Genomic DNA, 22,308 nt, shown 5'->3' on the forward strand with positions numbered 1-22,308 from the left:
GGAATTCGCTGATTTTCCCGAATTACGGGCAAACCCTGACATCCAGGCATGCACCTTTTCGGGCATGATGCCGCGCCATTGGATGTAGAATATCTACATTCCGCAATCCCGAACAACCTGATCATCCGCCGCCATGCGCGACCGAATCCTTGCCGTCTATGACACGCTCCGCCCCTCCGAACGCCGCCTGGCGGACTACGTCGCCGAGCACGGCGCCGCCGTGATCCGCCTGTCGATGCCCGAACTGGCCGAGCGCGCAGGCGTGTCGCAGCCCACCATCGCACGCTTCTGCGCCGCGCTGGGCTACGACGGCTTCCGCGAGTTCAAGCTGCAGTTCGCGCAGAACGTCGGCGGCGGCATGCCCTTCGTGCACCAGGACGTCGACGCCCACGACCGCCCCGCCGACATCGCCGGCAAGGTGTTCGACCGCACCATCGCCACGCTGATGAGCGTGCGCAACGCGCTGTCGGCCGACCAGATCGAGCACGGCATCCACCTGCTGGCCCGCGCGCGCCGCATCGAGTTCTACGGCTGCGGCAATTCCGGCATCGTCGCGCTCGACATCCAGCACAAGTTCTTCCGTCTCGGCATCCCGACCGTCGCCTACTCCGACCCGCACGTCTTCAGCATGTCGGCCGCACTGCTCGGCGCCGGCGACGTGGCGGTGCTGGTGTCCAACAGCGGTCGCACCTGGGACATGCTGACCGCCGCCACGCTGGCGCGCGGCAGCGGCGCCAGCGTGCTGGCGATCACACACAGCGGCTCGCCGCTGGCCAAGCTCGCCGACGTCTGCGTGTTTTCCGACGTCGAGGAAGACAGCGAGGTCTATACACCGATGACGTCCCGCATCAGCCACCTTGTGCTTGGCGACGTGCTGGCCGCAGGCGTGGCGCTGGAGCGCGCGGAATCGGTCGCCGCCGGCCTGCAGCGCGCCAAGGCCCACCTGCGCGAACGCCGCATCGCAGGCGCCGAACCGGCACGGACGCTGCCGCCTGCCCGAGGCCGCGCCACGGCCCAGCCGGATTCCGGGGACGTGAAGCCTGCCCCGGCAGCCACCCGCGCGCGACGCAAGCCCCGCTAGCGCGGCGCATCCGGCCTGGCGCGCCAATAGCGCGGCTCAGCCTGCCGAAACACCGACAGCGTATAACCCGCCGGCGCTGTGGCCATGGTGACAGCGCCGGTTTCGTCGCTGCGGTAGCGGGCAATGCCGGCGCGCCCATAGCGCTCCCACACGTCGGCACGTGGATGGCGGTAGCGGTTGGCATAGCCCAGCTGGAATACGGCAGCCTGGGGCCGCACCGCTTCCAGCCATACGGCACCGGAAGATGTGCCGCTGCCATGGTGCGGCACCACCATCACGTCGGCATGCAGCGCTTCGGGCGGCAGCCTGTCGATCAGCGCGCGTTCTTCGGCCTCGCCGATATCGCCGGTCAGCAACAAGCGATGCCGCGCGGTTGCCACGTGCAGCACGCAACTGCGGGCATTGCTGGCAATCTCCGCATGCTGCGATTGCGATGGCAGCGGATGCAGCACCGTGAAATGCACGCCGTCCCATTCCCATTGCTGCCCGGCCGCGCACGGCGCCCACCCGGACGGCACCGGCCCGAGCAGGGCATGGCCCGGTGGCGCGCCGGTACTGCGCGCCGCGACGGCCACCGCCGCTTCCACGTCGGCCACGCCGCCGGCATGGTCGGCGTCTTCATGACTGACCATCAAGTGGTCGATCCGGCCCAGGCCCAGGCCACGCAGCAGCGGCACCACCACCTGTGCACCGGCGCTGGCGCCAGATGCATAGCCCGGCCCCGCGTCGTACAGCAGCGCATGCGCGCGCGTCTGCACCAGCACCGCCGTCCCCTGCCCCACATCGAGCATCACCGCGCGGAACTCGCCATGCGCCACCGACGGCCCGCGCGCCAACACCAGCGGCAGCACCAGCAGGCCGCCGTGCAGGCGCACCACAGCACTGGCCAGCGGGGCCAGCGACAGCGCAATCCCGAGTCCGGCCAGCAGCAAAGGCAACGGCCCGGATCCCGGTGCTTCCCACATGGCCCAAGGCAGGCCGGACAGCCAGCCCAGCAGGGCTGCCAGCCACACCATCGCCTGATGCGCGACGGCCAGCAACGGCGCTGCCAGCACGGCCGGCACGGCGGCGGCGGCCAGCGACAGCGGCGTCACCAGCAGGCTGACCACGGGGATGGCAAGCGCATTGGCCAGCGGCGACACCACCGACACCTGCTGGAACATCAGCAGCGTCAGCGGCACCAGCCCGGCTGTCACCGCCCATTGCGTGCGCGCGGCGGCGGCAAGCGTGGCACGCATGCGTTGCCATCGGGTTTCAAGCTCGCCATGTTCGGACCGGGCAGCGTAAAAGATCACCGCCACCGCGCCGAAAGACAGCCAGAAGCCCGGCGACATCACCGCCCACGGGTCCAGCAGCAATGCGGCCAGTGCCGCGCAGGCCAGCACCACCGACGCCGGCGGTGCCCGCCCGCCCCATACCGCCAGCGCGGCAACGCATAGCATCGCCACCGTGCGCAACGCGGGGATCTGCATCCCGGCCAGCAGTCCATATGCCACCGCACCGGCTACCGCCGTCACCAGGGCCGCATACCTGGCCGGCAGCCACAGTGGCAGCGGCCGGCGCAGCCTGCGCCCCAGCCCGAACGAATACCGCCACAGCATGCCGACGAACGACCCCGCCATGCCGGCAATCATGGTGATGTGCAGCCCTGAAATACTGACCAGGTGACTGATGCCGGTGCGCCGGAACAACTGCCAGTCTTCCGTATCGATGCCGCGCTGGTCGCCGATCACCAGCGCGATCAGCACGGGACCATAGCGCGCATCGGCCGGCAGCGCGGCGCGCAGGCGATCACGCACGGCCGCGCGCCACGCTTCGATGCGCCATGCGAGCCGTTCCCGTCTTGCCTCCTGCGGTGGACCGTGTGCACGCCGTACGTAGCCCGTCGCACCATAGCCCTGCGCCAATAGCCAGAAGGCATAGTCGAAGCCGAAGGGATTGGCCAGTCCGCGTGGGCGCCGCAGGCGTACGGTCAGGGTGTAGCGCTGGCCGGGATACAGGTCAGGCGGCGCATCGCGCCAGTGGAGAAGCAGCCTGCCAGGTAACGTCGGCGCAGGTTCGCCCGGCCCATCCGCCCCATCCGGCACGGCCCGCTCGACGGTCAAGGCAAAGCGGACACCGCCCGCTGATTCAGACGGCAACCCGGAAACCACACCGCGCACATCGAGATCGCGCGATTCATGCGAGTCAGGCAGCCAGTCGCGCAAGCGCATGTCGGCGCGCCATGCCGCCCAGCAGATCGCGGCGGCAAAGGCCAGCACGGCCAGCACCAGGCCCCGCCAAGCGGGACGCAGGCGCCCGCCCCACACCAGCATCGCCATGCCGGCCAGCGCCAGTCCGGCTGCGGCAATGCGCACGACGTCCTGCCGCGGCAGCGTTGCCTGCTGCTGCAGCACCCAGCATCCCGCGACGAACGCCACCACGAACACGCGCACGGCACCTCCCCGGCTGATTGCACACAGCCAGAGTTGTAACCGCGCGACGCGGCGGAAAGCTTGTCAGCCTGTCAGGAACTCGTGGAAGTTATGTGTCTGGCCGGTGCCATGGTTCCGGCGAAGGCCGCCAACCGAGGCAGCGCGTCGACGGCATTGCGCCAGGTCGCCTGCGCCAGCGCCGCGGCATCGATGCCGCGCAGCTCGCCCAGCACGCGCGCCACGCCGGCAACTTCCGCGGGGGTGTTGCGCACCTTGTGCTGCTCGCCGAACTGGTCATCGGCAAGCCAGGCGGGTGCGATATCGGGCGCGTCGGTTTCCAGCACCAGGGCCTCCAGTGGCATGTCTGCAGCCAGCCGGCGGATCTGGCGCGAGCGGCTGAAGGTCAGGTTGCCGCCGAAGCCAAGCTTGAGGCCCTGCTCGACAAAGCGCCGCGCCTGCTCATGGCTGCCGTTGAACGCATGCGCAATGCCGCGCTTCACGCCCGCCTTGCGCAACTGCGCGCCGACCTGGTCCTGCGACTTGCGCACATGCAGCAGCACCGGCAGGTCGAACTCGCGCGCGATCTTCAGCTGCTCGGCATAGAGCCAGGTCTGGTGATTGGCATCGAGACCGGCGACAAAGAAATCGAGCCCGATCTCGCCGATGCCGACGAAACGCGGATCGCCCATGCTGGCCGCGACCTCGCGCCGGAGCGCATCGATATCGGCCTGCCCTGTACCGGCCGAGCAGAGCGGATGGATGCCGAGCGCGTAGACACAGCGCGAATCCTCGTGCGCCAGCGTGCGCACCGCCTCGAAATTCCACACCGCCACCGCCGGCACGACGATGCCGCGCACGCCGGCGGCCTCGGCCGCGTCGGCGACCTGGCGCCGGTCAGCGTCGAATTCGCGCGCGTCGAGATGGCAGTGGGTGTCGATCCACATGGTGCAATGCCGGGGGCCTGGCCTAGCGTTCCTGATGCAGGTGGCCGTCGCGCAATCGCAGCACGCGGTCGCAGCGGCCGGCCAGGTCGAGGTCGTGGGTGACGATGACGAAGCTGGTGCCGAGCGTGCGCGACAGTTCGAGCATCAGATCGTAGACGCCGCCGGCGGTGTGGTCGTCGAGGTTGCCGGTCGGTTCATCGGCCAGCACGCAGGCAGGTTGCCCCACCAGCGCGCGCGCGATCGCCACGCGCTGGCGCTCGCCGCCGGAAAGCTCGCCCGGCCGGTGTTTGGAGCGGCCGCCCAGCCCCACGCGTTCCAGCATGGCCTGCGCCGTGCCGCGTGCATCGTGCTGCGTCAGGCCGCGAATGCGCATCGGCATCGCCACGTTGTCGAGCGCGGTGAATTCCGGCAGCAGGTGATGGAACTGGTAGACAAAGCCCAGCGAGCGGTTGCGCACCACATTGCGCTCGTGCTCGCGCAGCGCCGTGAACGGCTTGCCGAGCAGCGCAACGCGGCCCGAGTCGGGATTGTCGAGCCCGCCCAGCACATGCAGCAGCGTGCTCTTGCCCGAGCCGGACGCGCCGACGATGGCGACCTTCTCGCCGGCATTGACGCGCACGTCCACGCCGCGCAGCACTTCGACATCGAGTCCGCCCTGGCGAAAACGCTTGGTCAGCCCCTCCGCAACCAGTACCGGCGAACCGGTGCCCGGCTGGCCCGCCGCATTGGCGGTGGTATCCGCTTGCAGCACGGCTTCACTCATAGCGCAGCGCCTCCGCGGGGTTGACGCGGGCGGCACGCCAGCTGGGATAGAGCGTGGCCAGCGTGGCCAGCACGAAGGAAATGATGCCGATGGTGACGATGTCGTTCACGCGGGGATCCGAGGGTAATTCACTGATGAAATAAATGTCGCGCGGCAGGAACTGCACGTGCAGCACCCGTTCGATGAAAGGCACGATCACATCGATATTGGTCGCGATCAGCGTACCGCCGCCCACGCCAAGGAGAGTGCCGATAAAGCCGATGGCCACGCCCTGCACGATAAAGATCTTCATGATCGAGCGCGGCTGCGCGCCCATGGTGCGCAGGATGGCGATATCGGCCTGCTTGTCGGTCACGGTCATCACCAGCGTCGACACCAGGTTGAATGCCGCCACCGCGATGATCAGAGTCAGGATGATGAACATCATGCGCTTCTCGGTCTGCACCGCGGCGAACCAGTTGCGGTTCTGCTTGGACCAGTCGCGCAGGTACAGCTCGCCCGACATGGTGCCGGCGAGCTGCTGCGCCACCTGCGGCGCGCGCTGCATGTCCTGCAGCTTCAGCCGCACGCCGGTAGGGCCGCTCAGGCGGAACAGCGTCTCGGCATCGTGCATGTTGACCAGCGCCAGCGCGCTGTCGAACTCGAAGTGACCAGACGAGAAGATGCCGGTCACGGTGAACTGCTTGAGCCGCGGCAGCACGCCGGCTGGCGTGATGGTGCCCTGCGGCGCAACCAGCGTGACCTTGTCGCCTACCTGCACGCCCATGGCATTGGCCAGCTCGTTGCCCAGCGCGATGCCGAATTCGCCCGGCACCAGCGCCTTCATGCTGCCGGACTTGAACTGGCTGCCGATGTCCGAGACCTTGGGCTCCTGCGACGGCTCGACGCCGCGCAGCAGCACGCCGCGCACGGCGTCGTCGCGGGTCAGCATGGCCTGCGCGGCCACGTAGGGCGCGGCGCCGACCACTTCCTTGTTCTGCATCGCCTCGGCCGCGGTGTGCTGCCAGTCGGGCAGCGACGACGGGCCGATGACCTCGATATGCGCCAGCACTGACAGCATGCGGTCGCGCACCTCTTTCTGGAAGCCGTTCATCACCGACAGCACCACGATCAGCGCGGCCACGCCCAGGGCGATCCCGAACATCGAGATCATCGAGATGAATGAAATGAAGGTGTTGCGGCTGGCGCGCTTGCTTGCGCGGGTGTATCGCCAGCCGATCTGCCACTCGTAGGGAAAGTTCAAGAGGATTCCTGTTGTTTCGGGACATCGCCGCCGCCCTTGCGAGGGGCGCCGGCGGCACTCGTGCGAGCCTTGGCGGGCGCCGTCCAGGATGCTCTGGAGCGGCGCGGGACTGGCATCGGCCAGCCGGAAGTTTACAATCTCGCCACCATGATGACGCACCTGACCCTGATTGTGCCCTTTTCCGTCCCGCCGGGCGCCGGCGACGACGGCCGCGACGACGTCATTCCCGGCGCGCTGCTGCGGCAGTTGGAGCTGCCGGCGCTCGGAAAGTTGCTGACGCGGGCCACGCCCGGCCCACGCGAGCGGCATGACGACCCGTTCCTGCGCAGCCTGCCGCAGGAGCGATGGCTGGCCGGCAAGACGGGACTGGACACCGGCCGGGTGCCGTCGGCGCCTTATATGCGGCTGGCCGACAGCAGCGCAGCCGCCCCGGACCCGGACGGCCAGTCCTGGGCCTGCCTGCAGCCGGTGCACATCCACGCCGCGCGCGACCACCTGGTGCTGATGCCGCCAGCGCATCTCGGCATCCGGCCGGAAGAGGCTGCCGCCCTGCACGCCGCCATCGATCCGCTGCTGCAGGAATCCGGCATTGCGCTGGAGACGCCCTGCCCGTCGCGCTGGTACCTGCCCGAAGCCGTGTTCGGCCCGCTGGAAGCCACCACCCCCCTGCGCGCGGCCGGGCGCAACATCGACATCTGGATGCAGGCCGGCGAGCGTGCGCGCGACTGGCGCCGGGTACAGAACGAGATCCAGATGACCTGGTTCGACCACCCGGTCAACCAGGCCCGCGAGGCGCGCGGCGAGCTGCCGGTGAACTCGGTCTGGCTGTACGGCGGCGGCAGGCTGCAGGCCGTGCCACGCCTGGCCGACACGGTACTGAGCGACGACCCGTTCCTGGCCGGGCTGGCGCTGGCCGCCGGCAGCCGCGTGCTGCCGGTGCCGGCGGGACTGGCTGGCGTGGCGGCGCCCGGGGGATCGGTGCTGGCGATGCTGGAACTTGCCACCGAAGCCCATATCACGGAGGACTGGGGCCTGTGGATCGAGCGCATGCATGCGCTCGATGCCGACTGGTTCGCGCCGGCGCTGGAGGCGCTGGCCGCAGGTGGCATCGGCGGCATCGGCGCCGTGACGCTGGTGCTGGGCAGCGAGAACCACTTTGCCGAGTTCACCGTGACCCGTGCCGACCTGCGCAAGTTCTGGCGCGGCATGGGCCAGCGCGGCGACTGGCGCGCCCTGCTGTCCGACCTCGCCTTTGCCGCCTGAAGGTCGCACAACCCGCCTGCCGCCGCCCGACTGCCGCCCCCTACCGCAAAACAAGAACGCCCCGCCATGACCCGGATCGCCATCCGCACCTACGCCCCCGAACACGTCACCGCACTGGCCGCCGCCGGCCTGCATCCCACGCTCGCCCGCATCCTGGCCGCGCGCGGCGTGGCCCGCACCGCCGAGCTGGCGACCGACCTGCCTGAACTGGTGCCGCCGGGCGCCATGAAAGGCATCGGCCATGCCGCCGCCTACCTCGCCGACGCCATCGCCGCCGGCAAGCGCCTGCTGATCGTCGCCGACTATGACTGCGACGGCGCCACCGCCTGCGCGGTGGGGGTGCGCGGGTTGCGCATGCTGGGCGCACGGGTCGAGTACATCGTGCCCAACCGCTTCGAGTACGGCTACGGCCTGACGCCGGAAATCGTAGCGCTGGCGGCCAGGCAGCAGCCGGACGTGATCGTCACGGTCGACAACGGCATTGCCAGCGTCGACGGCGTGGCCGCGGCCAATGCGCTGGGGATCGACGTGGTGGTGACCGACCACCACCTGCCGGGCGCCGAGCTGCCCGAGGCGGCGGTGATCGTCAACCCGAACCAGCCGGGCTGCGAATTCCCGAGCAAAAACCTGGCTGGCGTGGGCGTGATGTTCTACGTGCTGCTGGGGCTGCGCGCCGAGCTGCGCCGGCGCGGCGTCTACACCCAGGCCACCCAGCCGCCGCTACAGACACTGCTCGACCTGGTGGCGCTGGGCACGGTCGCCGATGTGGTCAAGCTCGACACCAACAACCGCATTCTGGTGGCGCAGGGGCTGCGCCGGATGCGCGCGGGACGCATGCAGCCGGGCGTGGCGGCGCTGTTCCGCGCCGCGGGACGCGAGGCGTCGCGCGCCAATACCTTCGACCTCGGTTTCGGGCTGGGGCCACGGCTGAACGCGGCAGGCAGGCTGGCGGACATGTCGCTGGGCATCGAATGCCTGCTGACCGATGATGCCAACCGCGCCTGGGAAATCGCGCAGGAACTCGACGGCATGAACCGCGAGCGGCGCGATATCGAAGCGGGCATGCAGCAGGAGGCCCTGCAGATCCTGGAGCAGCCGCTGGCTGGCCCGGACCCGTCGGCGCGCTTTACCGTCAGCGTGTTCAACGACACCTGGCACCAGGGCGTGATCGGCATCGTCGCGTCGCGGCTCAAGGACAAGTTCCACCGCCCCACCATCACCTTCGCGCCCGGCGACGAAGCCACCTTCAAGGGCTCGGGCCGCTCGATCCCGGGCTTCCACCTGCGCGACGCCCTCGACCTGGTGTCCAAGCGCTGCCCCGGCATGATGGTCAAGTTCGGGGGCCATGCCATGGCGGCCGGCCTGACCGTGCGCGCCGAGCGCTTTGCCGAGTTCCAGGAAGCCTTCGAAGCGGTCGGCAAGGAATGGCTGACCGACGACCAGCTTGCGCGCGTGATCGAGACCGACGGCGATATCGAGGACCACTGCTTCAGCCCGGAATTCGTCACCCTGCTGGAGCAGCAGGTGTGGGGCCAGGGCTTCCCGGCACCGACCTTTTGCGGCGAGTTCGACGTGCTGCGCCAGAGCGTGCTCAAGGGCAAGCACCTGAAGCTGCAGCTGGGGCGCGGCAGCCAGCGCTTCGACGCAATCTGGTTCAACCACGCCGAATCGCTCGGGGCCAGCGCGCAGGTGGCCTACCGGCTCGACAACAACACGTTCAACGGCGTCACGCGCGTGCAGCTGGTGATCGAGCACGCGCAGTAGCGCGCCGGGGCCCTGGGGCTTGTCCCCCGGTCTTAGCCGCGCGACGGCAGGTACGCCATCGGATCAACCGGCTTGCCGTTGCCCCGCACCTCGAAGTGCAGCTCGCTGGCGCTGGCGCCCATGCGGCCCACGTCCTGTCCGGCCGAGATCGTGGCGCCCTCGCTGACCAGCGGCTGGTCCAGGTTGCCGTAGACCGTCAGCCAGTCGTCGTTGTGCTTGACGATCACCAGCATGCCGTAGCCGCGCAGGTTGCCCACATGGATGGCCCGGCCAGCGGCGGCCGCGCGCACCGTGCCGTTGGCCGGCACCGCGATGGTCAGGCCCTTGCTGCCCGGCGGCGAGTAGCCCGCGGTGACGCGGCCGTCGGCTGGCCATTGCAGGCGGATACCGCCAGCGGGCGGCCGCGAACTGCCGCTGTCGACACGCGGCGTGTCGGTCACGGCCTGGCCGGTGCCGGTGGATGCCGTCGCGCCGGCGCCGCCGGCAGGCCGCACGCGGATCAACTGGCCCACCTCGATCTGGCTGGGGCTGGTGATGTCGCTGTTCCAGCGGGTCAGGTCGCGCACGGTGCGGCCGTGCTTGCGGGCGATCGAATAGAGCGTATCGCCCCGTTCCACGCGGTAATAGCCATCCGGCACGGGGCCGCCGGTGGTGCCGCAGCCGGAAGCGACCGCGGCGGCCGTGGCGGCAATCAGCAGGCCCAGCGCGCGGCGCCGGCCTGGCTCGATGTCATGTCTGGTTTTCGTCATGCGTCCCTGTTTGTCTTCATGCCGCGGGCGGCTTGCGAGTGCGTATTATCGCCGCGTGCGCTGCCCGGCACCGCCGGATAGACCATCGCACGCGCTTTCCGTTCGCCGCGCGCCCACGCCGGGGGCGGCCGCAATCCCCGAATCCGCGACCGGTTCCGGGCACCAATCCGCTATAATTCACGGTTTTCGAAGCGCAGGAACATCATGGAAGCAGAACGCCTCAACGCCATCTCCGGTGCCATCTCCGATCTCCGTTCCCGGACGGAAGATCTACGGGGGTATCTTTGACTACGATGTCAAAGTAGGAAGGCTGGACGAAGTCAACGGCCTGCTGGAAGACCCGGACGTCTGGAACAACCCCAAGCGCGCCCAGGACCTCGGCAAGGAAAAGAAGAGCCTCGAGGGCGTCGTAGGCGTCCTGGGCAAGCTCACTGACGACCTTGGCGGCGCCGAGGAGCTGTTCGAACTCGCCAGGGAAGAAGGCGACGACGAGACCCTCGAATCGATCGAAAGCGACGTCAAGGGCTTCGAGGAGATTGTGGCGGACATGGAATTCCGCCGCATGTTCTCCGGGGAGATGGACCAGGCCAACGCCTTCATCGACATCCAGGCCGGCGCCGGCGGCACCGAAGCGTGCGACTGGGCCTCGATGCTGCTGCGCCAGTACCTGAAGTACTGCGAGCGCAAGGGCTTCAAGGCCGAGGTGCTGGAAGAGTCCGAAGGCGACGTGGCCGGCATCAAGAGCGCGACCATCAAGATCGAGGGCGAATACGCCTTCGGCTACCTGCGTACCGAGACCGGCGTGCACCGCCTGGTGCGCAAGTCGCCGTTCGATTCGTCGGGCGGGCGCCATACCTCGTTCTCATCGGTGTTCGTCTATCCCGAGGTGGACGACTCGTTCGAAGTGGAAGTCAACCCGGCTGACCTGCGCGTGGATACCTACCGCGCCTCTGGCGCCGGCGGCCAGCACATCAACAAGACCGACTCGGCTGTGCGGATCACGCACATCCCGACCGGCATCGTGGTGCAGTGCCAGAATGACCGCTCGCAGCACCGCAACCGTGCCGAGGCCATGTCGATGCTGAAGTCGCGCCTGTACGAGCACGAGATGCGCAAGCGCCAGGCCGAGGCCGACAAGCTCGAAGCCGGCAAGACCGACGTGGGCTGGGGCCACCAGATCCGCTCCTACGTGCTGGACCAGAGCCGTATCAAGGACCTGCGCACCAACGTGGAAATGTCCAACACCCAGAAGGTGCTGGACGGCGACCTGGACCCGTTCATCGAGGCCAGCCTCAAGCAGGGACTGTAAGGCCGTGCCGGGCTGCACGTCCCGCGCCCTTTGGCGCGGCGGCGGCACCCGCGGCGGCACAGCAGCATCACCGCTTTCGCTGTATCGACAGCTGTACCTCACTGCTGTACCGCCGCACCTGCGGCCTTTCCGACCGGGGCACCATGAGCGAAGCCAATCACCTCTACATCATCACCGGCGCCTCGCGCGGGCTGGGCGCGGCATTGACCAACGCCCTGCTCGTGCCGGGCAACCGCCTGATCTGCGTCGCGCGCAGCCGCAACAACGAGCTGGAGCGCATCGCCACCATGAGCGGCGTGCCGGTGGCCTGGCACCTGCAGGACCTGTCCCAGGCCGGCCCCGCGGCCACCTGGCTGGCCAGCGTGATCGATACCCTCGACCAGCCGCCGGCCAGTGCCACGCTGATCCTGAACGCCGGCGTGGTCGAACCGATCGGCCCGGTCTCGCGCCTGCAGGAAAGCACGCTGGTGCCGCACCTGCTGACCAACCTGGCGGCGCCGATGACGATGACCGCGGCCTTCCTGGAGCGCACCGAGAAGTTCGACTGCCCGCGCAAGGTGCTGGCGATCTCTTCCGGCGCGGCGCGCCGCCCGATCGAGGGCTGGAGCGCCTACTGCGCCGGCAAGGCAGGCCTGGACATGTTCATGCGCTCGGTCAACGCCGAGTACGCGCAGGCACCGGCGCCCCGCACCGTGCGCGCGGTGGCGCTGGCGCCGGGCGTGATCGATACCGGCATGCAGGACGTGATCCGCAACGCCGAGTTTGCCCAGGTGCAGCGTTTCCGCGACCTGAAGGCGAACCAGCAGCTCGCTTCCGCCGAGGAAACCGCGGGCCGCATCGTCGCCTACCTGCACCGCCCGGATTTCGGCAGCACCGAGCTGGACGATCTCCGCAATTACTGAAGCCATACTGAACCCGCGCGCGGCCCGCCGCGTGCGACGCTACAAGACATCATGACCGAACCGAATCACGCCCAGGCCAAGTCGCAGGCCAAGCCAGCCGCCGCGGATACGCCCGCCGTCGACGAGAACAAGATCATCGCGGAGCGGCGCGAGAAACTGGCCGCGCTGCGCCAGCAAGGCGTGGCCTTCCCCAACGATTTCCGCCCCACCCACCAGGCCGCCGCGCTGCATGCGCAATATGGCGAGACCGACCAGGCCGCGCTCGAAGCCAGCCCGGTCGAGGTCGCCATCGCCGGCCGCATGATGCTCAAGCGCGTGATGGGCAAGGCCAGCTTCGCCACCGTGCAGGACGGCAGCGGCCAGATCCAGTTCTACATCACGCGCGACAAGGTCGGCGAAGAGGTCTACGCCGCCTTCAAGCACTGGGACCTGGGCGACATCATCAGCGCCCGCGGCGAGCTGTTCCGCACCAACAAGGGCGAACTGTCGGTGCAGGTGCGCGAGCTGCGCCTGCTGTCCAAGTCGCTGCGCCCGCTGCCGGACAAGTTCCACGGGCTGGCCGACCAGGAGATGAAGTACCGCCAGCGCTATGTGGACCTGATCGTCTCGCCGGAAACGCGCAACACCTTCCGCGCCCGCACCAACGCGATCTCGTCGCTGCGCCGCCTTATGGCCGACGCCGGCTTCATGGAGGTGGAAACGCCGATGCTGCACCCGATCCCGGGCGGCGCCGCGGCCAAGCCCTTCATCACGCACCACAATGCGCTGGACATGCAGATGTTCATGCGCATCGCGCCCGAGCTGTACCTGAAGCGGCTGATCGTCGGCGGCTTCGAGCGCGTGTTCGAGATCAACCGCAACTTCCGCAACGAGGGGGTGAGCCCGCGCCACAACCCCGAGTTCACCATGATGGAGTTCTACGCGGCCTACACGGACTACCGCTGGCTGATGGACTTCACTGAAGACCTGATCCGCAAGGCCGCGATCGACGCGCGCGGCAGCGCCGTGCTGACGTACCAGGACCGCGAGCTGGACCTGTCGAAGCCGTTCCACCGCCTGACCATCTGCCAGGCGATCCAGAAGTTCGCGCCGCAGTACACCGACGCGCAACTGGCCGATGCAGAATTCCTGCGTGTTGAGCTGAAGAAGTTCGGCGTCAACACCAACGCGCCGCAGTTCCTCAATGCCGGGCTGGGCACGCTGCAGCTGGTGCTGTTCGAGGAAACCGCCGAGAGCCAGCTGTGGGAGCCGACCTTTATCGTCGACTACCCGGTCGAGGTCTCGCCGCTGGCGCGCGCTTCGGACACGGTGCCGGGCATCACCGAGCGTTTCGAGCTGTTCATCACCGGCCGCGAGATCGCCAACGGCTTCTCGGAGCTGAATGATGCCGAGGACCAGGCCGACCGCTTCCGCAAGCAGGTCGAGCAGAAGGATGCCGGCGACGAGGAGGCGATGTATTTCGACGCCGACTATATCCGCGCGCTGGAATACGGCATGCCCCCGACGGGCGGCTGCGGTATCGGCATCGACCGCCTGGTGATGCTGCTGACCGATAGCCCGAATATCCGCGACGTCATCCTGTTCCCGCACCTGCGCAAGGAAGACTGACGCTTTGCTCGCGCCCCTCTTCCGTGTGCGGAAGAGGGGCGCGAGCGTGTACTTCAAGTCCCTTCCCTTCGGTCGCCGTTTTGTTACAGCGCCGCCTCTCCTCTTCCCCAAACCCCTCGTAACCCACTGACACAAAAGGCCTTTTCCGCCTACATAAATTTACAAAAACAAACGGAAAACACCCCCCGCTTCCGCCAAACTGGTTCCATCCCATCGCGGCCATCGCCGCACCGGAGCCACAATGCAGAGCCAAGCCACTTCGCACGACCACACCCCCGCCCCGCTGCCGTCGCAACGCCGGCTGCATCCGCTGATAGGCGCGGCAGCCGTGGCGGTGGTCATTGCCAGCCTGACCGCCGTCGCCGCCGTCACCGGCGTGCTGCCGCTCAGCAAGGCTAGCCCTGAGCTGAACGCACAGCAAAGCCAGCAAGGTGCACAGGCGCCGCAAGGGCCTTTGCCTGTTACCACGCAGACCGCGCCGCCGGGCAGTACGACCCGCCCGCCAGTCTATGATGACGGCCAGCCAGCGCAATCGCGCCAGAACACCTCCAACTCACAACCGACGCAAGCGGCGCCGCGTACCACTCCCGCGCGCCAGGCCGCACCGCGCGATAGTGAGTCCCGCGCCAGCCAGCGCGCCGACACCGGGCGCCCGGCCGCCAAGGGCAGCCCGTATGCCGGCCGCATCGTCGCCGTCACGCCGATACAGACCCAGAAGCCCAACACCAGCGGCCTGGGCGCGCTCGGCGGCGCGGTGGTCGGCGGCCTGCTTGGCAACCAGGTCGGCAAGGGCAATGGCCGTATCGTCGGCACTGTAGTCGGTGCGGTGGGCGGCGGGGTCGCGGGTAACCAGATCGAGAAGGCCGTGAGCAAGGATACCCACTATGAAGTGCGCGTCCGCATGGATGACGGCAGCCAGCGAACCTTCACCTATGAAAAGGATCCCGCGGTACAGGTCGGCGAGCGCGTGCACATGGAGAACGGTGCGCTGGTCAGAGGCTGACACCGACGCTCGCGCAGTACCAACGGAAAAGGCCGGCGAATCACGCCGGCCTTTCTGCTTCTTCCCGATACAGAGCGCTTACTCCGCTTCCTGGATCCATGCTTGCTGGATCGCTTCCAGGATCTTCTCTCCCGAACGCGCCGGATCGTCGGCGAAGCCGTCGAGCTCCAGCACCCAGCTGCGCAGTTCCGTAAAGCGCACGCCGGCGGGGTCGACATCAGGATATTTGTCGTACAGCGCTGCGGCGATATCGTAGGTATCGGTCCACTTCATGGGTTCGTTCTCCGCTGAGATCTGTGCCGGCGGCTCAGTGGCCTTCCTTGGCGTGGTTGATGGTGTACTTGGGAATCTCGACGGTCAGGTCTTCCTCATCGACGATGGCCTGGCACGACAGGCGCGAATTCGGCTCCAGGCCCCAGGCCTTGTCGAGCAGGTCCTCTTCCTTCTCCTCGGCCTCGTTGAGCGAGTCGAAGCCTTCGCGCACGATCACATGGCAAGTGGTGCAGGCACAGGATTTCTCGCACGCGTGTTCGAGATCGATCCCGTGGGAAAGCAGGGAGTCGAGGACGCTGACGCCCTTCTCGGCCTCGATCACCTTCCCTTCCGGGCAGTATTCGACGTGGGGCAAAACAATGATCTGTGGCATGTCGTTTCCTGGGTTCTGTAGTGCGGTGCAGGCGCGGTGATCAGCCCAGTTCCTGCACCTTGCGCCCGGCCAGCGCGCTCTTGATCGAGCGGTCCATGCGGCGGGCGGCAAATTCATCGGTGCCGTGCGACAGCTTTTCCACCGTGGCGCGGATCGCCAGGTGGTCTTCACCCCTGGCGATCTCGCGCACGCCGGCGATCAGCGCTTCGACCTGCGCGCGCTCTTCGGCCGACAGCAGGTCGCCATCGGTTTCCAGCGCACGCTCGGTGGCCTCGACCAGGCGGTCGGCCTCGACACGTTCTTCTGCCAGCGCGCGGCTCTTCATATCGTGCTCGGCCTCGCGGAAGCTGTCCTGCAGCATGCGCGCGATATCGTCGTCGGCCAGCCCGTACGACGGCTTGACCGTCACCGAGGCTTCCACGCCCGAATGCGTCTCGCGCGCGGTCACGGACAGCAGCCCGTCCGCATCGACCTGGTAGGTCACGCGGATGCGCGCCGCGCCCGCCACCATCGGCGGGATCCCGCGCAGCTCGAAGCGCGCCAGCGAGCGGCAGTCGCTGGCCAGCTCGCGCTCGCCCTGCAGCACGTGGATCGCCATCGCGGTCTGGCCGTCCTTGAAGGTGGTGAATTCCTGCGCGCGCGCCACCGGGATGGTGCTGTTGCGCGGGATGATCTTCTCGACCAGGCCGCCCATGGTCTCGACGCCCAGCGACAGCGGGATCACGTCGAGCAGCAGCCAGTCTTCGCCCGGCGCATGGTTGCCGGCCAGCAGGTTGGCCTGCATCGCGGCGCCCAGCGCCACCACGCGGTCGGGGTCGAGGTTGGTCAGCGGAGTCTGGCCAAAGTAATCGCCCACCGCCTTGCGGATCGACGGCATGCGCGTGGCGCCGCCGACCAGCACCACACCCTTGACGTCGTCGGGCGTCACGCCGGCGTCGCGCAGCGCCTTGCGCACAGGCGCCAGGGTCTTCTGCACCAGATGCGCGGTGATCTTCTCGAAAGTCTCGTCAGTCAGCGTCAGGTGGACGATCTCGCCGGAGTCAAGCACTGCGTCGATCACGGTGCTGTCCGCTTCCGACAGGGCTTCCTTGGCGGCGCGCGCGCGCACCATCAGCAGGCGCATGTCCTGCGCCGACAGCGGCTGCAGATTGGCCTGCTCGACGATCCAGCACAGCAGGCGCTGGTCGAAGTCATCGCCGCCCAGCGCGGAATCGCCGCCGGTGGCCATCACCTCGAACACGCCGCGTGTGAGCTTTAGCACCGAGATATCGAAGGTGCCGCCGCCCAGGTCATAGACCGCGTAGACGCCTTCGGCCGCGTTGTCGAGGCCATAGGCAATGGCCGCGGCGGTGGGCTCGTTGAGCAGGCGCAGCACTTCCAGGCCGGCCAGGCGCGCGGCGTCCTTGGTCGCCTGGCGCTGCGCCTCATCGAAATATGCCGGCACGGTGATGACCGCGCCGACAAGGTCGTCGCCCAGCGTGTCTTCGGCGCGCTGGCGCAGCGTGGCCAGGATTTCTGCCGAGATTTCCACCGGGCTCTTCACGCCGGCGGCGGTCTTGATCTGCACCATGCCGGGCGCATCGACGAAGTCGTACGGGCTGTGCTCGATATTGGCCACGTCGCGCAGGCCGCGGCCCATGAAGCGCTTGACCGAGACGATGGTGTTCTTGGGATCGCGCACCGCTTCGTCCTGGGCCCGATAGCCGATATGCGCGGTACGGTCCGGCAGGTAGCGCACGACCGACGGCAGCAGCGCACGGCCGCGCTCGTCGCCCAGCACCTCGGGGATGCTGCTGCGCACCGCGGCCACCAGAGAGTTGGTGGTGCCGAGGTCGATGCCGACGGCCAGGCGGCGTTGGTGGGGCGCCGGCGACATGCCGGGTTCGGAAATCTGGAGCAGTGCCATGGTAATTCTTCGCTGTCTTGTACGGCAGGGGAAACCGCCATGCGGGCGGTTTTCAAGCCGGGCGCCATTGTGTCACGGCCCCGGCAATCGTGCCGGTCAGTCTTCCAGCCGGTCGATGGCCTCGCTGGTATCGTGCTCGATCTTCTCGATAAACATCAGTTGGCGCACCGCGCCGCCGGCTGCATCGTTGTCGCCGGCGTCAAGCAGCGCGCCCAGTGCGGCGTGGGCCTCGCGCTTTTCCTGGCGCAGCTCGCGCAGCAGCGCATCGAGGCGGCCCACGTCGCGCGCTTCCGCCGCTTCCTGCAGCGCTTCGCGCCACTCCATCTGCTGCATCAGGAAGGCGGGCGACATGGCGGTGTTGTTCTCCGCCTGCACATCCACGCCGCGCAGCTTCAGCAGGTAGGTCGCGCGCCGCAGCGGCTGGCGCAGCGTGCGATAGGCTTCATTGGCATGCGCGGCCCACTGCATGGCCACGCGGCGCTCGGCATCGCCGGCGTTGGCGAAGCGGTCCGGATGCGCCTGCGACTGCACGGTGCGATAGGCCGCATCCAGCGCGGCCTCGTCGACGCCGAACTGCGCCGGCAGGCCGAACAGCGCAAAAAAATCGTCTTTCAACTGCTTCCCCAAGAAAAAAGAGCGGCCGCGCCGCCCCTTCGTCCATTTGCCGCCATTAGCGGCCGTTAGCGGCCGGCAGGCTGGCTGGCCCGCGCCAGGGCCCACTCCGCCGGCGGTTCGTTGCGGTCGCACTTCAGGCAGTTCACCCGCGTGCCGATCATGCCGGCGCGGCCCTGCTCGCTCTGCGTCCACGGCCGCAACTGCCACGGCGGATCGTGCCGGACGTGCTGGCCATGGCCGCAATCGAGTTCGGCCACCCAATGGCCTTCCTCGTCCCGGTGGAACCCGGTGATGCTGCGCTCCACCGACGCTACCGCAATGCTGCTCAGACCGTGAACGACTCGCCGCAGCCGCACTCGTCCTTGACGTTGGGGTTGTTGAAGCGGAACCCTTCGTTCAACCCTTCGCGCGCATAGTCAAGTTCGGTGCCATCGATGTACGGCAGGCTCTTGGCGTCAACGATGACCTTGATGCCGTGCGACTCGAACACCGCGTCTTCCGGCAGCAGCTCATCCACGTATTCCAGCTTGTAGGCCAGGCCCGAGCAGCCGGTGGTCTTCACGCCCAGGCGCAGGCCCACGCCCTTGCCGCGGCGCTCCAGGTAACGGGCGACGTGCTTGGCCGCCTTCTCGGTCATCGTGATCATCGTTGCGTCTTCCTTCGTGCTTCGCTTGTCGATCGACAGGATCAGGCGGCCTTCTGCTCCGCGCCGTGCTTCTTCTTGTAGTCTTCGACAGCGGCCTTGATCGCGTCTTCAGCCAGGATCGAGCAGTGGATCTTCACCGGCGGCAGGGCCAGTTCCTCGGCGATCTGGGTGTTCTTGATCTCCAGCGCCTGGTCAACGGTCTTGCCCTTGACCCACTCGGTCACCAGCGACGACGAGGCGATGGCCGAGCCGCAGCCATAGGTCTTGAACTTGGCGTCTTCGATCACGCCAGCCTCGTTGACCTTGATCTGCAGCTTCATCACGTCGCCGCAAGCCGGGGCGCCGACCATGCCGGTGCCGACCGCATCGTCATTCTTGTCGAACGAACCGACGTTGCGGGGGTTTTCATAGTGGTCGAGAACCTTCGTGCTGTATGACATTTTGCTTACCTCTTGCGTATCTTTTGCGGGGGTATTGCTGTTATCTTTGCTGGATCCTGCAGGTACCCAAGGCGCTTAGTGCGCGGCCCACTGGATCGAATTCAGGTCGACGCCGTCCTTGAACATTTCCCACAGCGGCGACAGGTCGCGCAGCTTGCCGATCTTGGACTTGAGCAGCTGGACGGTGAAGTCGATCTCCTGCTCGGTGGTGAAGCGGCCCACCGTGAAGCGGATCGAGCTGTGCGCCAGTTCATCGTTGCGGCCCAGCGCGCGCAGCACGTACGACGGCTCCAGCGAAGCCGAGGTGCAGGCCGAACCGGACGACACCGCCACGTCCTTGATCGCCATGATCAGCGACTCGCCTTCGACGAAGTTGAAGCTGACGTTCAGGTTGTGCGGTACGCGGTGCTCCAGGTCACCGTTCAGGTAGACCTCTTCCATGTCCGACAGGCCGTTCCACAGGCGGTCGCGCAGCATGCGGATGCGTTCGTTTTCGGTGGCCATCTCTTCGCGGGCGATGCGGAAGGCTTCGCCCATGCCGACGATCTGGTGCGTGGCCAGCGTGCCCGAGCGCATGCCGCGCTCATGGCCGCCGCCGTGCATCTGCGCCTCGATGCGCACGCGCGGCTTGCGGCGCACATACAGCGCGCCGATGCCCTTCGGGCCATAGGTCTTGTGGGCCGAGAACGACATCAGGTCGCACTTCAGCTTGCTCAAGTCGATCGCCACCTTGCCGGTCGCCTGAGCGGCGTCGCAGTGGAAGATAATGCCCTTTTCGCGGCAAATCTCGCCGATCTGCTCGACGTCCTGGATCACGCCGATCTCGTTGTTGACCAGCATCACCGACACCAGGATCGTGTCCGGGCGCAGCGCCTGCTTGAACACATCCATGTCGAGCAGGCCGTTTTCCTTCACGTCCAGGTAGGTCACCTCGAAGCCCTGGCGCTCCAGTTCGCGCGTGGTGTCGAGCACGGCCTTGTGCTCGGTCTTCACGGTGATGATGTGCTTGCCCTTGCCCGAATAGAAGTTCGCGGCACCCTTGATGGCCAGGTTGTCCGATTCGGTCGCACCCGACGTCCACACGATCTCGCGCGGGTCGGCGCCGACCAGTGCGGCGACCTGCTCGCGCGCTTCTTCCACCGCGCGCTCCGCGTCCCAGCCGTACGCATGGCTGCGCGAGGCGGGGTTGCCGAACTGCTCGCGCAGGTACGGAATCATCTTGTCCGCCACGCGCGGGTCCACCGGCGTGGTGGCCGAGTAATCCATGTAGATGGGGAAATGTGGGGTGCTCATCGTTATGACTGCCTTTTAGGGACCGCTGTATCGCTGATTACTGTCGTTGCCTGCCGCGTGCCTTGGTAGACGCTCAGGATTGCGCCAGGCTGAATACTGAATTCACCACCCTCGCCCGAACCGGCTTTTCCTGCTTGTCGGCCTTGCCGCGCCCTGCGGCAGGGGCCGGCTGCGCGGCTTCCTCGCGCATGTCGTGCAGCACCGCCGGCTGGCGTTCGCGCTGCTGGTCCACCAGGTTCTTGAGGGAGACGGAGTCGAGGTACTCGACCATCTTCTGGTTCAGCGTTGCCCACAGTTCGTGGGTCATGCAACGCCCGGAGCCGTCATCTCCGTTACAATTGCCTTTTCCACCGCACTGGGTGGCGTCAAGCGGCTCGTCGACGGCGATGATGATGTCCGCCACCGTGACGTCTTCGGCCTTGCGCGCCAGGCTGTAGCCACCGCCCGGACCGCGCACGCTTTCGACGATCTCATGCCGGCGCAGCTTGCCAAACAGCTGTTCCAGGTAGGATAGCGAGATCTTCTGGCGCTGGCTGATGCCGGCGAGCGTCACCGGTCCCTGGTCCTGGCGCATCGCCAGGTCGATCATCGCAGTGACCGCGAAGCGGCCTTTGGTGGTCAGTCTCATGGTGCAGGGCTCTGGGGGTAAAGCGAATACTTGATCATTTCCGTCAAGTATAAAGGTACCCGACTAATTCAGTCAACTACCCCTACCGCAGCGCATCAAGCGCCGCGCTCCCCGGCAGCCCTCGCCGGGCTTGCCGCCTCGCACGGCAAGGCCAGCGCCAACGCAATTTCAGGATGCGGCGCCGCACCGCGGATCAGTCTGCGGGATGCTGCAGCCGCTGCCGCAGCATCGCGACCAGGCCGTCGCAAGCGTCCTCGACGTAGTCCAGCACGCGCTCGAAGCCGTCGCCCTCGCCGTAGTACGGATCCGGCACTTCGTCGGCGTCGTGGCGGGTAGCGAAGCTCATCAGCAGGCGCACCTTGTCGCCGGCATCGGGATGCAGGCGCGCCAGGCCGTCGAGATTGTCGCGGTCCATCGCCAGGATCAGATCGAAGCGGTCGAAATCGGGCAGGCCGACCTTGCGGGCGCGCAGCGCGGACAGATCGTAGCCACGCCGCAGCGCTGCGCGCTGCGTACGCGGGTCGGGCGCCCGGCCCAGATGGTATTCGTGGGTGCCGGCCGAATCCAGCTCGACCAGCAGTTCCAGTCCGGCGGCCGCCAATTTGGCGCGCAGCACGCCTTCCGCCGTCGGCGAGCGGCAGATGTTGCCCATGCAACACATCAGGATGGCGTATTTCTTCATCGGTCGATCAAGGCGCAAGCGCGGCCGAGGCGGGGCGCCCAAGGCTTCCTGCCAACGTGCCCCGCGTCTGGAGAGGTGCAAATTCTAGCCGTCCGTGCGGAACGGCCGCCAAGCGTGGTCGGCCCGCCCCGGGACGCCAGGCTACGCGAGCTGTTTGGCCAGGCGCTCTCCGTGTGCAAAACCGGCCACTGTAGCGGCTTCGGCGGACTTGAAATGGTCGGTGATGCGCGAGGTCTCGGTCAGCGTGCCGGCGGCGCGGATATTGGTCCCCGGGCGGCAGACGCGCACGGTGTACGACCATTCGCTTTGCGAGCGTTGCTTGACCTGGACCTGCACTTCGTGGGTTTCATAGACCTTTTTCTTCCAGTCGCCGATCTCGGTCATTGTGTGTTCTCCTCGGGAAATGGGA

The 22,308-nt window shown here is 67.5% G+C and carries 23 protein-coding genes; 7 read left to right on the forward strand and 16 right to left on the reverse strand.

Annotated elements, in window-relative coordinates; all coding sequences use genetic code 11:
- Positions 1-133 precede the first annotated feature (133 nt).
- Positions 134-1,081 carry a MurR/RpiR family transcriptional regulator gene (locus J8I34_RS13370; RefSeq protein WP_029046883.1) on the forward strand — a complete coding sequence of 316 codons (948 nt, stop codon included), beginning with the start codon at positions 134-136 and terminating at the stop codon, positions 1,079-1,081.
- Here the strand turns inward: J8I34_RS13370 and J8I34_RS13375 are convergent.
- The 4 genes from J8I34_RS13375 to J8I34_RS13390 form a co-directional block, all read right to left on the reverse strand.
- Positions 1,078-3,516: a DNA internalization-related competence protein ComEC/Rec2 gene (locus J8I34_RS13375; RefSeq protein ID WP_209806240.1), complete on the reverse strand. Its 2,439-nt coding sequence runs from the start codon at positions 3,514-3,516 to the stop codon at positions 1,078-1,080. The genes J8I34_RS13370 and J8I34_RS13375 overlap by 4 nt on opposite strands.
- Positions 3,517-3,587: 71 nt before the next feature.
- Positions 3,588-4,439: a TatD family hydrolase gene (locus tag J8I34_RS13380; protein ID WP_209806241.1), complete on the reverse strand. Its 852-nt coding sequence runs from the start codon at positions 4,437-4,439 to the stop codon at positions 3,588-3,590.
- Positions 4,440-4,461: 22 nt separating this feature from the next.
- The gene (lolD, locus tag J8I34_RS13385) at positions 4,462-5,202 is read right to left on the reverse strand and encodes a lipoprotein-releasing ABC transporter ATP-binding protein LolD (protein WP_029046880.1); all 741 of its coding nucleotides are present in this window, start codon (positions 5,200-5,202) and stop codon (positions 4,462-4,464) included.
- Entirely contained in the window at positions 5,195-6,445 is a 1,251-nt protein-coding gene (locus tag J8I34_RS13390) for a lipoprotein-releasing ABC transporter permease subunit (protein WP_029046879.1), read from the reverse strand. Before J8I34_RS13390 ends, lolD begins: the two co-directional genes overlap by 8 nt.
- A gap of 147 nt (positions 6,446-6,592) precedes the next feature.
- Here J8I34_RS13390 and J8I34_RS13395 point away from each other — a divergent pair, with 147 nt between their 5' ends.
- Together J8I34_RS13395 and recJ are read left to right on the forward strand one after the other, a co-directional pair.
- Entirely contained in the window at positions 6,593-7,708 is a 1,116-nt protein-coding gene (locus tag J8I34_RS13395; protein ID WP_209806242.1) for a hypothetical protein, read from the forward strand.
- A 66-nt stretch (positions 7,709-7,774) separates the two neighbouring features.
- On the forward strand, positions 7,775-9,472 hold the full coding sequence (gene recJ / locus J8I34_RS13400; RefSeq protein ID WP_029046877.1) for a single-stranded-DNA-specific exonuclease RecJ: 1,698 nt from the start codon (positions 7,775-7,777) through the stop codon (positions 9,470-9,472).
- 32 nt (positions 9,473-9,504) lie between these two features.
- Here the strand turns inward: recJ and J8I34_RS13405 are convergent, their stop codons facing one another.
- The gene (locus J8I34_RS13405; protein WP_029046876.1) at positions 9,505-10,221 is read right to left on the reverse strand and encodes a peptidoglycan DD-metalloendopeptidase family protein; all 717 of its coding nucleotides are present in this window, start codon (positions 10,219-10,221) and stop codon (positions 9,505-9,507) included.
- 204 nt (positions 10,222-10,425) lie between these two features.
- Between J8I34_RS13405 and prfB the strand changes: the two genes are divergently transcribed.
- From prfB to J8I34_RS13425, 4 genes are all read left to right on the forward strand, one after another.
- A protein-coding gene (gene prfB / locus J8I34_RS13410) for a peptide chain release factor 2 (protein ID WP_156914353.1) occupies positions 10,426-11,530 on the forward strand; the annotation gives its coding sequence in 2 pieces (ribosomal slippage) (positions 10,426-10,506 and positions 10,508-11,530; 1,104 coding nt in all).
- Between the two features lie 143 nt (positions 11,531-11,673).
- On the forward strand, positions 11,674-12,432 hold the full coding sequence (locus J8I34_RS13415) for an SDR family oxidoreductase (RefSeq protein ID WP_029046874.1): 759 nt from the start codon (positions 11,674-11,676) through the stop codon (positions 12,430-12,432).
- 51 nt (positions 12,433-12,483) lie between these two features.
- Entirely contained in the window at positions 12,484-14,040 is a 1,557-nt protein-coding gene (lysS, locus tag J8I34_RS13420; protein ID WP_029046873.1) for a lysine--tRNA ligase, read from the forward strand.
- 241 nt (positions 14,041-14,281) lie between these two features.
- Positions 14,282-15,043 carry a glycine zipper 2TM domain-containing protein gene (locus J8I34_RS13425; RefSeq protein WP_209806243.1) on the forward strand — a complete coding sequence of 254 codons (762 nt, stop codon included), beginning with the start codon at positions 14,282-14,284 and terminating at the stop codon, positions 15,041-15,043.
- A gap of 78 nt (positions 15,044-15,121) precedes the next feature.
- Here J8I34_RS13425 and iscX read toward each other — a convergent pair whose 3' ends face one another.
- The 11 genes from iscX to J8I34_RS13480 all read right to left on the reverse strand — a co-directional run bounded on the left by iscX (position 15,122) and on the right by J8I34_RS13480 (position 22,283).
- A complete protein-coding gene (gene iscX, locus J8I34_RS13430; protein WP_029046871.1) occupies positions 15,122-15,316 on the reverse strand; it encodes a Fe-S cluster assembly protein IscX in 195 nt (64 codons plus the stop codon).
- Between the two features lie 34 nt (positions 15,317-15,350).
- Positions 15,351-15,689, reverse strand: coding sequence for an ISC system 2Fe-2S type ferredoxin (gene fdx / locus J8I34_RS13435; RefSeq protein WP_025582290.1), 339 nt, complete (start codon positions 15,687-15,689; stop codon positions 15,351-15,353).
- 40 nt (positions 15,690-15,729) lie between these two features.
- Entirely contained in the window at positions 15,730-17,595 is a 1,866-nt protein-coding gene (gene hscA / locus J8I34_RS13440; protein WP_029046870.1) for a Fe-S protein assembly chaperone HscA, read from the reverse strand.
- Positions 17,596-17,691: 96 nt separating this feature from the next.
- Entirely contained in the window at positions 17,692-18,210 is a 519-nt protein-coding gene (gene hscB / locus J8I34_RS13445; RefSeq protein ID WP_209806244.1) for a Fe-S protein assembly co-chaperone HscB, read from the reverse strand.
- Positions 18,211-18,275: 65 nt separating this feature from the next.
- Positions 18,276-18,515 carry a DUF3565 domain-containing protein gene (locus J8I34_RS13450; protein ID WP_209770760.1) on the reverse strand — a complete coding sequence of 80 codons (240 nt, stop codon included), beginning with the start codon at positions 18,513-18,515 and terminating at the stop codon, positions 18,276-18,278.
- A gap of 20 nt (positions 18,516-18,535) precedes the next feature.
- Positions 18,536-18,856: an iron-sulfur cluster assembly protein IscA gene (gene iscA, locus J8I34_RS13455; protein ID WP_010809024.1), complete on the reverse strand. Its 321-nt coding sequence runs from the start codon at positions 18,854-18,856 to the stop codon at positions 18,536-18,538.
- 41 nt (positions 18,857-18,897) lie between these two features.
- Positions 18,898-19,296, reverse strand: coding sequence for a Fe-S cluster assembly scaffold IscU (iscU, locus tag J8I34_RS13460; RefSeq protein ID WP_010809025.1), 399 nt, complete (start codon positions 19,294-19,296; stop codon positions 18,898-18,900).
- 75 nt (positions 19,297-19,371) lie between these two features.
- Positions 19,372-20,595: an IscS subfamily cysteine desulfurase gene (locus J8I34_RS13465; protein ID WP_348635715.1), complete on the reverse strand. Its 1,224-nt coding sequence runs from the start codon at positions 20,593-20,595 to the stop codon at positions 19,372-19,374.
- Positions 20,596-20,662: 67 nt separating this feature from the next.
- Positions 20,663-21,217, reverse strand: coding sequence for a Fe-S cluster assembly transcriptional regulator IscR (gene iscR, locus J8I34_RS13470; protein WP_029046866.1), 555 nt, complete (start codon positions 21,215-21,217; stop codon positions 20,663-20,665).
- A 193-nt stretch (positions 21,218-21,410) separates the two neighbouring features.
- Positions 21,411-21,899: a low molecular weight protein-tyrosine-phosphatase gene (locus J8I34_RS13475; RefSeq protein WP_029046865.1), complete on the reverse strand. Its 489-nt coding sequence runs from the start codon at positions 21,897-21,899 to the stop codon at positions 21,411-21,413.
- Between the two features lie 141 nt (positions 21,900-22,040).
- Positions 22,041-22,283 carry a hypothetical protein gene (locus J8I34_RS13480; RefSeq protein WP_029046864.1) on the reverse strand — a complete coding sequence of 81 codons (243 nt, stop codon included), beginning with the start codon at positions 22,281-22,283 and terminating at the stop codon, positions 22,041-22,043.
- Positions 22,284-22,308: the final 25 nt, after the last annotated feature.

It is taken from the genome of Cupriavidus phytohabitans (genome assembly GCF_017815025.1).
GTDB lineage: Bacteria > Pseudomonadota > Gammaproteobacteria > Burkholderiales > Burkholderiaceae > Cupriavidus.